Raw genomic sequence first — 11,831 nt, forward strand, 5'->3', positions numbered from 1 at the left:
AAAAGTTGTTAGTATGAAACTCCCTGTGCTGTTACAGGCGGCACGTATCCTGAGAATATCGAGGATAATGCTTGCAGGACTAAAGGATTGACCTAAGTTGTACCAATGCTAAGAATAATGGAACGTGGAAAGCAGTCCAGTCGGTGAAATTCACATTTCTATACTGATGTTCAGACGAAAGCGGAGCAATCCGTATAAGCTGATTCAGGACTGTGAGAGTAGTGCCACAGTACCAATGAAACGGTGATAATAAGCCGTGGAGGGATAGGCACAAGTCATTTTCAGAATATTCAATATGTATATGTAGTAATCACAAGGTGATTTCATAGCTTCGGGTATGAGAAAGAAAAAACACGCTGAAAGGCGGTGGTTACTATGACGAAGGAAACTGTAAACAAATCAGAAAAGAATATGTATCGGTACGGCTTGCAAGAGAAGCTCTGCAATTTATATGAGCAAAGCAGGCAGGGAAAGCAGTTCAGACATCTGATGAAGCTGATTGTTTCAGAAGAAAATGTGGTGCTTGCGTACCGGAACATCTGCAAGAACAAAGGCAGTTTTACTGCCGGAGTTGACGGAAAAATCATCACAGATATACAGAAATATCCGATTCAGAAAGTCGTAGAAAAGGTCAGAAATAAACTGCAATTTTATCAGCCGAAACAAGTACGCCGAGTCTATATTGATAAAGGGAACGGCAAACAGCGTCCGCTTGGTATTCCGAGCATATGGGACAGGCTGATACAGCAATGCGTGTTACAGGTTTTAGAGCCTATCTGTGAAGCAAAATTTCATGAGCGGAGCAATGGGTTTCGACCGTACAGGTCTGCACAGAATGCAATCGCACAATGCTATAAAATGATTCAATTACAGAATCTGCATTATGTTGTAGATGTTGACATCAAGGGATTTTTCGACAACATCAACCACGCAAAGCTGATACGGCAAATCTGGTCAATGGGCATTCAGGATTTGAAAGTCCTTGCAATCATCAAAGCAATGTTAAAGGCGGATATATTGTTCAATGACATTGTAACAAGCCCCGAAACAGGAACACCGCAGGGCGGTATTTTATCGCCGCTGCTGTCCAATATCGTGCTGAATGAACTGGACTGGTGGATTGCCAGTCAATGGGAAACGATGCCGACAAAAGTCAACAGGGAGTACAGCAAGACCGATAAAAAGGGAAATACTGTCACAGACAGGTCGCAAAAATGGACGATGCTTCGGGGAAAAAGCAAGCTGAAAGAAATTTATATCGTCAGATATGCAGATGATTTCAAAATCTTCTGCCGGGATTATCAAACAGCAAAGAAAACCTATACAGCTGTTGTCAACTGGCTGAAAAAACGGCTTTCTCTGGAAATCAGCGAGGAAAAATCCGGAATCACCTATCTGAAAAAGAATTACATGGAATTTCTGGGCTTAAAAATCCGAGCTGTGCCAAAAGGGAAGAAATATGCGGTAAAATCGCATATGACCGACAAGGCGAAAACCAGAGCCAAAAAGAAAGTCGCTGAAAGCACAAAACGTATATTGAACCATAATGACCAGAAGTCACTTGATAAAAATATCAGTCTGCATAATTCGTTGATAAGCGGACTGCACAACTATTATAAAATGGCGACGCACGTCAGTGCGGATTTTGCCGAAATCGGCTATCCGATTCAAAAAATGCTAAGTGGTGCAAATCACAACAGCAGGCAATGTTCGGTAGAAAAATCAGGTGAAATACGGTCAAGGTTCATCGCAGACAACTACGGAAAATCCAAGCAAATGCGTTGGATTCATGACAGACCTATTATTCCTGTTGCGTATGGCAGAAATTTAAGCTACAAAATCAAATTACAGTAACAGGGCTACATATGCACTAAAAATATTCTGAAAATGATGGAACGCCGTGTGACGGGAAACTGTCACGCACGGTGTGGAGTGGGGGAAAATCTGGTGATTATATCAAAGGATTACCTATCACTATTTGGCGAAATACCGCAGTTTGAGAAGCTCATTGCGACTATTCGAAGCCGTGAAATATCGGCAAGTATCATCTTGCAAGCTAAGAGCCAGCTAAAGGCTATTTATAAAGATAATGCAGATACGATCGAAGGCAACTGTGATACGATGCTGTTTTTGGGCGGTAAGGAGAAGTCAACATTAAAGGAGATCAGTGAAAGTCTCGGCAAAGAGACAATCGACTCCTTTAATACCTCTACGAACAGAGGTCAGAGCGAGAGCTACGGTATGAACTATCAGAAGCTCGGAAAAGAGCTGAAAAGTCAAGACGAACTGGCGGTCATGGACGGCGGTAAATGTATCTTACAGGTGCGAGGAGTGCGTCCGTTCTTCTCGGACAAGTTTGACATTACCCGTCATAAGCAATATCCAATGCTTTTGGACGATAATCCTGAGATGGGGTTCAACATCGAAAAATATGTGAGTGACCAAAAGGCGATGCGTTTGAGACTGTCTCAACAGGAGAAGTTCACGGGGTATGGTGTTGATATGACGGCCGCCGGACAGGAAGTTACAACAGTATCAGCAACAGAAACAGAAACCGCTGATACTCAAAATTCTGAGGAAACCGACGAAAAAGAGATATATGTCGGATTTTAACTCGGACAGTGAAGAAACCGAACAAAGAGATAATCGGTTGAAGCTGCGGACATTCTTTACTTTATTTTTTGAGGGAGACTTTTTACCTATGAACGAACTGAATATTTCTGCGGTCGATGCTACCGCTATGGAGACAGCAACCACTACCTCTGCACCTAAGCACAAGTGGCTCTCTAAGCTCACCCGTGGTGCAAAGAAGGCAACGATGTTCTGCACTGTTGCAGGCATCATGGCATCTACCTGTGCAACTCAGGCATTCGCAGCAGGCACAGGCGAGGTCGATACCTCGTCCTTCATCACTACTGCCTGCACCGTACTCAAAAGCGTCATCTGCCTGATCGGCGGCGGTGTTTCGCTTTGGGGCGTCGTAAACCTCCTTGAAGGTTACGGCAACGATAACCCCGGTGCGAATGCTTATGTTTAGTAAAGAAGCAAAACCAAAATACAAGCATAGACAGTAGCCTACCACTATTCCGCAGCCTAAAAGAACTTGCAAAAATATGCTATAATTTTCAAAACAGCCGCACATTTGATGTGGCTAAACCGTTATACATAATGAAAGGAGGTCTTGAACGCTATGGATTTGGAAGAACAATATGACAAAATATACCGCTACTGTTATTTCAAAGTCCGCCATTGTCAAACGGCAGAGGATATAACGCAGGAAACATTTCTGCGATTTTTCAATAAGCAGTTAAGCCTTAACAGCGACAAAGAACTTCCTTATCTCTACACGATTGCCCGTAATTTATGTATTGAAGAATACCGAAAAGGAAGCAAAGAAAAATCATGTGAGATAAACGAGGAATTGAGCTATGACCCAACACAGGAGTGGATAGACAGCATTGCAATAAAAAACCTCATTTACAAACTTCCGCAGGACGAACAGGAATTGTTGCTGCTTCGATATGCAAATGATGTTCCCATAGCTTCGATATGCAAGATTACAGGACTTTCCCGTTTTGCCATATACCGAAAAACCGCAAGGATATTAAAATATCTCAAAACGGAGTTACAGAAAGGAGGCTTTTCAGATGAATAGAGAACTAAAAAAACAGATTGCTAAAGCGTTTGACGCACCTACGCCGGGTCGCAAGGTTCAGTTTATCCATTCGCTGCCCCGCCCGCATATCAGTACCAAAACATTTATATGCAGCCAAATTCCCTTTATCAAGAAAAGCGTATGGCTAATGTCTATATTGATACTTTTGCCCGTAGCATGGGCGGCTTCTTTTGCAAGTGAAAATACGGTATGGATTGTATCTGCATTTACCCCTTTTCTTGCATTGCTGCTTATTGCAGAAAGCACAAAATCTGCCATATACGGAATGAATGAGTTAGAAATGTCTGCCCGGTTTTCCTTAAAGAGTGTTGTTTTGGCAAGGTTGATTATTTTAGGTGTTTTCAACTTTGGGATTTTTTGTATCATAATTCCGGTCTGCCATGTTGCAAACAGTATTTCCTTTATGCAGACAGGTGTATATTTGTTTGTTCCGTATCTATTGACAACAAGTATCAGCCTATATCTTGTGCGACGTTTCCGTAATAAAGAAGTCATTTATGGGTGCATGGCGGTAGCTGTTTTTGTAAGCGGGGTAAATATGACGCTTCGCTATATGGCAGACTTTTTATTCCAGACAAATTACTTGGTATGGTGGATAGTAGCAGCTTTATTCCTGTTTGGAATTACTGCAAAAGAATTTTACCATACATTCAAAAAAACGGAGGGATTTATATGGAACTTTGCATTGACAGACTGACAAAACAGTATGAAAACAAAATAGCCGTTGACCGGGTAAGCCTACAACTGACAAACGGTGTCTATGGTCTGCTTGGGGCAAACGGCGCAGGGAAAACTACTTTTATGCGTATGCTTTGCGGTATTTTGAAACCCACAAGCGGTACGGTTACTTTTGACGGAATGGACGTATCTTCCGAGGAATACCGGGCGGAATTGGGATATCTTCCGCAGGACTTCGGTTATTACCCGGATTTTAACGGCATGGATTTTCTCTTATATATGGCTTCATTAAAAGGACTGACAAAGACAGAAGCAAAACGAAAATCAAAAAAACTTCTGGAATTGGTGAGCCTTTCCGACGTAGCCAAAAAGAAAATTGCGACCTATTCCGGCGGCATGAAGCAAAGGCTTGGTATTGCACAGGCACTTTTGAATGACCCAAAGATTATTATTTTAGACGAGCCTACCGCTGGGCTTGACCCGAAAGAACGTGTGCGCTTCCGTAATCTGATTAAAGAATTGGGTACGGAAAGCATTGTTTTACTGTCTACCCATATCGTATCAGATATTGAGCATATCGCAGATACGGTGCTTATGATGAAAGCAGGACAGATTGTATTTAATGGCTCTGCTGATGAAATCGACGACTTGGAGAAATTTTATCTTGATGAATTTGAGGAGGAGTGATTATGCTTACGCTATATAAGTTTGAACTGCGAAAGATTATCAGCAGAAAAATTGTTTGGATTACAGGCGGCGTCCTGCTTGTAGGACTTGTTATTTGGGGTATAGCAAGTGCTGTACTTCCGCAAAATAGGGAATATTCCGACAGTTCCCTAAATGGATATGCAGCAAATCGGGCAGAACAGGAAGCCGCAGAGCAGATCTCCGGCAGAGCGATAGACCAAAAACTGATTGACGAAATGCGCCCTGCGTATGAGGATTTTATTTTTAACGGAAATTACAAAGAAGCACTCCCGTACTTAGATGTATATAATTTCATTGGCAGAACATTGGGGACACAAGCAGGCGCGGAAATATTAGTATGTGATAGCGAAGCATTTTATGAAAAATTAAATGCACAGTTAGAAGCAAATACCCCGGCAGGGCTGACCGAAAGTATTTCATTTGACGAGCCGATTGTTTATCACGGATATTTTGACGGTTGGCGGCAAATTGCAGATATGATGAAATTGATTACCTGTATGGAAATCATGTTTATTGCAATCTGTCTTTCAACGGTATTTACCGTGGAGCATACCCGAAAAACAGACCAGGTAATCCTTTGTACCCGCCTTGGGAAGAAGAAATTATATGCAGCGAAAACCCTTGCGGGATTGACGGTAGGTGTAGGTTTTACGCTGCTTCTTTCTCTGCTCATGTTCGGAATAATTGCTTTTTTATATGGATTTGACGGATATGATACGATACTGCAATTTGTTCTGTTGCGCCCGTTTAATCTTACCGTGGGACAGGCAGCTTTGATTTTAGTTGGATTGTCCTTTGCCGGAGCTGCATTGATTAGCATATTTACCATGATGTTATCAGAGGTAACGAAAAATAGCATTGCTACCATTGGAATTATAACGGGTGTTCTCCTTGTTACAATGTTCATTATGGAAATGCCCGCAAACCTCAAACTGCTTTCTGAAATTTGGTATCTGCTTCCGAGTAATCTTGTTTCGCTTAACGGGGCATTTCGTTATTCTATGTTTCATGTGGGCGGCAGTCCTTTAGCAGCTTATCAGTATGCGCCGATTGTATATTTGGTGTTGGCTGTCATTTTCGCTTTGATTGGAAAACTGACATACAATCGCTATCAGATTAACGGTAGATAAATGTAACTCCGTAACGGGTAGCGCAACCAGGCGAAGCAGTCAACGGCAAACTTAACGGGCATAAATGCCCGCCGTTGACAGCCCCGCCCGTCTTTGCAGGAGGGTAATCAAGGGGCGACAGCAAGGAGTGCTGCCGCCCCCTATGATTATAATACAGCCCGTCAACCATGCACAGCCCATTGTGGAGGAAAGGGGGATTTTCTATGACCTGCACAGAAGAATACAAGGAGCATATCGAGTACACGTTCCATGCCTTTTGCGTTGTCGTTATCCGCAACGCCAAGTACACCGCCTTGCGGGATTGGAGCCGGAAATACAAAAGAGAAATATCCCTTGAATACCTCACAGAAGAAAAGCACCACCCATTAGGCACAAATGATAAATGTTTTCAAGCCCCGGAGCCGGACGAGGAATACATACTGAACCTTTGCGGTGATACAGTTATCTTAAACAACGGGCTGCTGGTACAAGCCCTCTCCCGTCTACCGGTTGAGGAACAGGAAATGCTTTACCTGTCCTTTTACCACCGTCTTTCACAGGAGAAAATCGGGAAACGGTACGGGCGCAGCCGCAGCGCCACCGGCTACCATATCCGCAAATCCCTACGGCGGCTTTATGAGGAAATGGAGGGAATGACGCATGAGGAATAGCAGACTTCTCCCCTATGAAACAATCGTGCAGGCCGCCAGCGGCGAGCCGGAGGCGGTCAATACCATTTTGCAGCATTACCGGCGGCACATATATTTCTCCGCTTTCGTAAACGGGCAGTTTAACCCGGACGCAGAGGACTACATCACACAAACGCTGCTTGCCGCAATCTTCAAATTCCGTTTTAGAGAATGACGGCACAGCCCACAACTGAATACCCCACCGTCACCGGCGGCAGCGAAAAGCAGTAAGTCTGAAAAAGATTTGCTGCTTTTTTCTTTGTCCGTTTGGCAAAATCGCAATCCGTCCGTAGTAGGTAGGTGAAGCCGGAAATAAAAAATTTTCTGCGGCGGTAGCCAAATCTGCATTTCCTGTATTTCTAAGGTAAAGGAAAATTTGAGAAATTCCCGGCAAGCGGGTAGCTGGCGGCCTTTGAAATGTATCTTTAGCGGAAAGAAAGAACTGCGGGTAAAACTCGCTCCACGCCGTAAGATTTTTGCAGAAATCCAGCCAAAACGGGCGGCGGCTATACGAGTAGTAAGTGCAAGGGGAAATCTGCGGCTTACTTAGAGCAAGATTCTACCGCAGTACCAAAATTCGCTTATCGCTCATTTTGCCCCTGCGGGAATCTTGTTGGGGAGTGCCTTCCCCAAACCCTGCCATGCGGCTTACGCCGCTTATCCCGCCGCAGCCATGCGGCAGTCGAAAGGAGGTTTTACCATGCGAAAACGATACAACACACCGCACCGCAGCCGGGTAGTCAAGACACGCATGACCGAGGAAGAATATGCCGAGTTTGCGGAAAGGCTTTCTGCCTGCAACATGAGCCAATCCGAGTTTATCCGGCAAGCCATAACCGGGGCAGCCATACGCCCCATCATAACTGTTTCCCCCGTCAATGACGAGCTGCTTGCCGCTGTTGGGAAGCTGACCGCCGAATACGGCAGGATCGGCGGCAACTTAAACCAGATAGCCCGGACGCTGAACGAGTGGCACAGCCCCTACCCGCAGCTTGCCGGGGAGGTACGGGCGGCGGTTTCCGACCTTGCTGCCCTAAAGTTTGAAATCTTGCAGAAAGTGGGTGACGCGGTTGGCAACATTCAAACATATCAGCTCTAAAAATGCAGACTATGGCGCAGCGGAAGCCTACCTCACATTTGAGCATGACGAGTTTACCATGAAGCCCACCCTTGATGAAAACGGGCGGCTGATACCGAGGGAGGATTACCGCATTTCTTCCCTTAACTGCGGGGGCGAGGATTTCGCTGTTGCCTGTATGCGGGCTAATCTCCGCTATGAGAAAAACCAAAAACGGGAAGATGTGAAAAGCCACCACTATATCATAAGCTTTGACCCACGGGACGGGACAGACAACGGCTTGACCGTAGACCGGGCGCAGGAGTTGGGCGAGCAGTTCTGCAAGGCACATTTCCCCGGACACCAAGCCCTAATCTGCACCCACCCGGACGGGCATAACCACAGCGGCAATATCCATGTGCATATCGTCATCAACTCCCTGCGGATTTATGAAGTCCCGCTTCTGCCCTACATGGACAGACCAGCCGATACACGGGAGGGCTGCAAGCACCGCTGCACCAACGCCGCTATGGAATATTTCAAGAGTGAAGTCATGGAGATGTGCCACCGGGAGGGGCTTTACCAAATCGACCTCCTAAGCGGCAGCAAGGAACGGATAACGGAACGGGAATACTGGGCGGCAAAGAAAGGGCAGCTTGCCCTTGATAAAGAGAACGCCGCCAGAGAAGCCACCGGACAGCCAACCAAGCCCACCAAGTTTGAAACGGACAAGGCGAAGCTGCGCCGGACGATACGGCAGGCACTTTCCCAAGCTGGTAGCTTTGACGAGTTTTCTTCCCTTTTGCTGCGGGAGGGTGTGACCGTCAAGGAGAGCCGGGGGCGGCTTTCCTACCTCACGCCGGACAGGACAAAGCCTATCACAGCCCGGAAGCTGGGGGACGATTTTGACAAGGCTGCTGTCCTTGCCCTGCTTACACAGAACGCCCGCAGAGCCGCAGAACAGACCAAAGCCATACCCGAATACCCTGTCGCAGTTAAAAAGCCGTCACAAGGGGAAAAAACCACAAAAACCACCCCGGCAGACAACACCTTGCAGCGCATGGTTGACCGGGAAGCCAAGCGAGCCGAGGGCAAGGGCGTGGGCTATGACCGCTGGGCGGCAAAGCACAATCTAAAGCAAATGGCGGCTACCGTTACCGCCTACCAGCAGTACGGCTTTTCTTCCCCGGAGGAACTGGACGAAGCCTGTTCTGCCGCCTATACCGCCATGCGAGAAAGCCTTACGGAGCTGAAGCAGGTGGAAAAGACGCTGGACGGGAAAAAGGAGCTGCAACGGCAGGTGCTTGCCTATTCCAAGACCCGCCCTGTCCGGGACGGGCTGAAACAGCAGAAAAACGCCAAAGCAAAAGCAGCCTACCGACAGAAGCACGAAAGCGACTTTATCATAGCAGACGCAGCCGCCCGCTATTTCAGGGAGAACGGCATTTCCAAGCTGCCGAGCCATAAAGCCCTGCAAGCAGAGATTGAAAGCCTTATCAAAGAGAAAAACAGCGGCTACAACGATTACCGGGCAAAACGGGAGGAATACCGCCGCTTACAGACTGTCAAGGGCAATATCGACCAGATTTTACGCCGGGAACGCAAGCCTGTGAAAAGGCAGGAACAGGAGCGATAAAAACCACCCCAAAATGTACCCGAACCCATACCGAACAAGGGGGCTGCCCCGTACCCTATCCGGCAATACCAAAGGATTTTTTAACGGGCTTACAGGGCAGAAAAATCCCGAAAATGATACCGAGATGATACAGAATTATCGCCGATACCGCCACACCAGCGGAAACGGCAGAAAGGAGCGCACCCATGCCAAGAATGAGCAAGAAACGGCGGCTGGAATGGTCTTTTTTCCTGCGGCAAGTAAAAGTCGGGAATACCACCTGCGACCGTATCACATACAACGACCTCTGCCGGGGCTGTACCCATAGCTGCAAGCAGAGCTTCCGGGCGGTTATCATACTCTGCCCCCGCTACTACTCCAAACGCCGGAAAAAGGAGGACAGGGACAATGGCAGATAACCGCAAGTATTACTACCTCAAGCTGAAAGAGAACTTTTTTGACAGCGACTCCATTGTGCTGCTGGAAGATATGAAAGACGGGATTTTATATTCCAATATCCTCTTGAAGCTGTACTTAAAATCGCTGAAAAACGGCGGGAAATTGCAGCTTGACGAGCATATCCCCTACACAGCACAGATGATAGCGACACTGACCCGCCACCAGATAGGGACAGTTGAGAGGGCTTTAGAGATTTTCCGGCAGTTGGGGCTTGTGGAGCAGCTTGACAGCGGGGCTTTCTATATGACCGACATTGAGCTGATGATAGGACAGTCCTCTACCGAAGCCGAGCGAAAACGGGCTGCAAGGCTGGAAAACAAGGCACTTTTACCGCCCCGGACAAAAGGCGGACATTTGTCCGACATTCGTCCACCAGAGATAGAGATAGAGTTAGAGAAAGAGATAGAGATAGAAAAAGAGAGAGAGGGAAAAACGGGGCACCCCGCCCCCGCCGCTTATGGCAGATACAACAATGTGATACTGACCGATACAGAGCTTTCCGGGCTGAAAACAGAGCTGCCCGACAAGTGGGAGTATTATATTGACCGGCTTTCCTGCCATATCGCTTCCACCGGGAAGCAGTACCACAGCCATGCAGCCACCATTTACAAGTGGGCGCAGGAGGACGCTGCCAAAGGCAAGGCTGCCCCGAAACAGGGCATACCCGATTATTCATGCAAGGAGGGCGAGAGCTTATGAAAAACGAGATTGAAGCTATGATTACGGACATTACAGCCACTACCGCCGAAGCGGAGGACTACACAGGCGAGGACGGGCTTTTATACTGCGGCAAGTGCCATACGCCCAAAGAAGCCTATTTTTCAAAAGAAACCGCCCAATGGTTAGGGCATGACCGACACCCGGCAGAGTGCGACTGCCACCGGGCAGCCCGTGAAAAACGGGAAGCCGCTGAAAGCCGACAGAAGCACCTTGAAAAAGTGGAGGACTTGAAACGCCGGGGCTTTACCGACCCCGCTATGCAAAACTGGACATTTGAGCATGACAACGGCAGAAACCCACAGACCGAAACCGCCCGCTTTTATGTGGAGAGCTGGGAAACCATGCAGGCTGAAAATATCGGCTACCTGTTTTGGGGCGGCGTGGGGACAGGAAAAAGCTACCTCGCTGCCTGTATCGCCAACGCCCTTATGGAGAAAGAAGTTGCCGTCTGCATGACAAACTTTGCAACGATACTGGGTGACCTTGCCGCCAGCTTTGAGGGCAGGAACGAATATATTTCCAGCCTTTGCAGCTATCCTCTACTGATACTTGATGATTTCGGTATGGAGCGAGGGACAGAGTACGGGCTGGAACAGGTTTACAGCGTGATTGACAGCCGTTACCGAAGCGGCAAGCCGCTGATCGCCACGACCAACCTCACGCTGGAGGAATTGCAGCACCCGCAGGACACGCCCCACGCCCGTATCTATGACAGGCTGACTTCCATGTGCGCCCCCGTCCGCTTCACGGGCAGCAACTTCCGAAAGGAAACCGCACAGGAAAAGCTGGAACGCTTAAAGCAACTGATGAAGCAGCGAAAGGAGAGCCTATGACAGAAACGAAACAGACAAGCACCACCAAAACAGACCGCCGCCCGGACTGTGTGACGGAAATCCGCATGGGCAACTCCGTCCTTACCGTTTCCGGCTTCTTCAAGCAGGGCGCAACCGATACCGCAGCCGACAAGATGATGAAAGTGCTGGAAGCGGAAGCTGCTACACAAAAAATGGCGATTTGACCGACCATAAAGAAGCAGATTTGACGCTTTTGCCGCTATACAGACAGCCACCCCATGTGGTACAATCAAGGTACGGAATAGTGGGGCTGGCTGTCGGAAACG

General features: G+C 47.5%; 13 protein-coding genes and 2 pseudogenes. All 15 read left to right on the plus strand.

Translation table 11 applies throughout. The features are described from left to right. Positions 1-375 precede the first annotated feature (375 nt). The 15 genes and pseudogenes from ltrA (at position 376) to AB5627_RS09705 (ending at position 11,729) form a co-directional block, all read left to right on the plus strand. Complete coding sequence (ltrA, locus tag AB5627_RS09635) at positions 376-1,854, plus strand: group II intron reverse transcriptase/maturase (protein ID WP_368369820.1); 1,479 nt, start codon at positions 376-378, stop codon at positions 1,852-1,854. A gap of 126 nt (positions 1,855-1,980) precedes the next feature. Then, a pseudogene (locus AB5627_RS09640) lies at positions 1,981-2,454 on the plus strand (type IV secretory system conjugative DNA transfer family protein); the annotation flags it as partial. 247 nt (positions 2,455-2,701) lie between these two features. Beyond that, a complete protein-coding gene (locus tag AB5627_RS09645) occupies positions 2,702-3,037 on the plus strand; it encodes a Maff2 family mobile element protein (RefSeq protein WP_368369821.1) in 336 nt (111 codons plus the stop codon). Between the two features lie 153 nt (positions 3,038-3,190). Further along, positions 3,191-3,655 carry an RNA polymerase sigma factor gene (locus AB5627_RS09650; RefSeq protein ID WP_173681423.1) on the plus strand — a complete coding sequence of 155 codons (465 nt, stop codon included), beginning with the start codon at positions 3,191-3,193 and terminating at the stop codon, positions 3,653-3,655. Next, the gene (locus AB5627_RS09655) at positions 3,648-4,373 is read left to right on the plus strand and encodes a hypothetical protein (RefSeq protein WP_173681422.1); all 726 of its coding nucleotides are present in this window, start codon (positions 3,648-3,650) and stop codon (positions 4,371-4,373) included. The genes AB5627_RS09650 and AB5627_RS09655 overlap by 8 nt, the downstream gene beginning before the upstream one ends. Further along, positions 4,349-4,996: pseudogene (locus tag AB5627_RS09660) on the plus strand (ABC transporter ATP-binding protein); the annotation flags it as partial. The gene AB5627_RS09655 and the pseudogene AB5627_RS09660, both read left to right, overlap by 25 nt. A gap of 47 nt (positions 4,997-5,043) precedes the next feature. Next, positions 5,044-6,192, plus strand: coding sequence for an ABC transporter permease subunit (locus AB5627_RS09665; RefSeq protein ID WP_173681420.1), 1,149 nt, complete (start codon positions 5,044-5,046; stop codon positions 6,190-6,192). A 203-nt stretch (positions 6,193-6,395) separates the two neighbouring features. Next, positions 6,396-6,842, plus strand: coding sequence for a sigma-70 family RNA polymerase sigma factor (locus AB5627_RS09670; RefSeq protein WP_173681419.1), 447 nt, complete (start codon positions 6,396-6,398; stop codon positions 6,840-6,842). After that, positions 6,832-7,035 carry a helix-turn-helix domain-containing protein gene (locus AB5627_RS09675; RefSeq protein ID WP_173681418.1) on the plus strand — a complete coding sequence of 68 codons (204 nt, stop codon included), beginning with the start codon at positions 6,832-6,834 and terminating at the stop codon, positions 7,033-7,035. The genes AB5627_RS09670 and AB5627_RS09675 overlap by 11 nt, the downstream gene beginning before the upstream one ends. 525 nt (positions 7,036-7,560) lie before the next feature. After that, a complete protein-coding gene (locus AB5627_RS09680) occupies positions 7,561-7,959 on the plus strand; it encodes a plasmid mobilization relaxosome protein MobC (protein WP_044024773.1) in 399 nt (132 codons plus the stop codon). After that, positions 7,931-9,553: a relaxase/mobilization nuclease domain-containing protein gene (locus tag AB5627_RS09685; protein ID WP_014078531.1), complete on the plus strand. Its 1,623-nt coding sequence runs from the start codon at positions 7,931-7,933 to the stop codon at positions 9,551-9,553. The genes AB5627_RS09680 and AB5627_RS09685 overlap by 29 nt, the downstream gene beginning before the upstream one ends. A gap of 185 nt (positions 9,554-9,738) precedes the next feature. Beyond that, the gene (locus AB5627_RS09690) at positions 9,739-9,951 is read left to right on the plus strand and encodes a hypothetical protein (protein ID WP_005927784.1); all 213 of its coding nucleotides are present in this window, start codon (positions 9,739-9,741) and stop codon (positions 9,949-9,951) included. Continuing rightward, positions 9,941-10,690 carry a phage replisome organizer N-terminal domain-containing protein gene (locus AB5627_RS09695; RefSeq protein ID WP_014078533.1) on the plus strand — a complete coding sequence of 250 codons (750 nt, stop codon included), beginning with the start codon at positions 9,941-9,943 and terminating at the stop codon, positions 10,688-10,690. Before AB5627_RS09690 ends, AB5627_RS09695 begins: the two co-directional genes overlap by 11 nt. Then, positions 10,687-11,544 carry an ATP-binding protein gene (locus AB5627_RS09700; RefSeq protein ID WP_014078534.1) on the plus strand — a complete coding sequence of 286 codons (858 nt, stop codon included), beginning with the start codon at positions 10,687-10,689 and terminating at the stop codon, positions 11,542-11,544. Before AB5627_RS09695 ends, AB5627_RS09700 begins: the two co-directional genes overlap by 4 nt. Next, positions 11,541-11,729 (plus strand): transposon-encoded TnpW family protein, encoded by a 189-nt coding sequence (locus AB5627_RS09705; protein ID WP_014078535.1) that lies wholly within the window; start codon positions 11,541-11,543, stop codon positions 11,727-11,729. The genes AB5627_RS09700 and AB5627_RS09705 overlap by 4 nt, the downstream gene beginning before the upstream one ends. Positions 11,730-11,831: the final 102 nt, after the last annotated feature.

Origin of the sequence: Ruminococcus sp. RTP21198st1_G1_RTP21198_201120 (assembly GCF_040924265.1) — a bacterium.
Taxonomy (GTDB): Bacteria; Bacillota; Clostridia; order Oscillospirales; family Ruminococcaceae; genus Hominimerdicola; species Hominimerdicola aceti.

Bases quoted from the DNA above. Each gene is read 5' to 3' on its own strand.
- ltrA (WP_368369820.1), top strand. From the start codon at position 376: ATGACGAAGGAAACTGTAAACAAATCAGAAAAGAATATGTATCGGTAC.
- AB5627_RS09645 (WP_368369821.1), top strand. From the start codon at position 2,702: ATGAACGAACTGAATATTTCTGCGGTCGATGCTACCGCTATGGAGACA.
- AB5627_RS09650 (WP_173681423.1), top strand. From the start codon at position 3,191: ATGGATTTGGAAGAACAATATGACAAAATATACCGCTACTGTTATTTC.
- AB5627_RS09655 (WP_173681422.1), top strand. From the start codon at position 3,648: ATGAATAGAGAACTAAAAAAACAGATTGCTAAAGCGTTTGACGCACCT.
- AB5627_RS09665 (WP_173681420.1), top strand. From the start codon at position 5,044: ATGCTTACGCTATATAAGTTTGAACTGCGAAAGATTATCAGCAGAAAA.
- AB5627_RS09670 (WP_173681419.1), top strand. From the start codon at position 6,396: ATGACCTGCACAGAAGAATACAAGGAGCATATCGAGTACACGTTCCAT.
- AB5627_RS09675 (WP_173681418.1), top strand. From the start codon at position 6,832: ATGAGGAATAGCAGACTTCTCCCCTATGAAACAATCGTGCAGGCCGCC.
- AB5627_RS09680 (WP_044024773.1), top strand. From the start codon at position 7,561: ATGCGAAAACGATACAACACACCGCACCGCAGCCGGGTAGTCAAGACA.
- AB5627_RS09690 (WP_005927784.1), top strand. From the start codon at position 9,739: ATGCCAAGAATGAGCAAGAAACGGCGGCTGGAATGGTCTTTTTTCCTG.
- AB5627_RS09695 (WP_014078533.1), top strand. From the start codon at position 9,941: ATGGCAGATAACCGCAAGTATTACTACCTCAAGCTGAAAGAGAACTTT.
- AB5627_RS09700 (WP_014078534.1), top strand. From the start codon at position 10,687: ATGAAAAACGAGATTGAAGCTATGATTACGGACATTACAGCCACTACC.
- AB5627_RS09705 (WP_014078535.1), top strand. From the start codon at position 11,541: ATGACAGAAACGAAACAGACAAGCACCACCAAAACAGACCGCCGCCCG.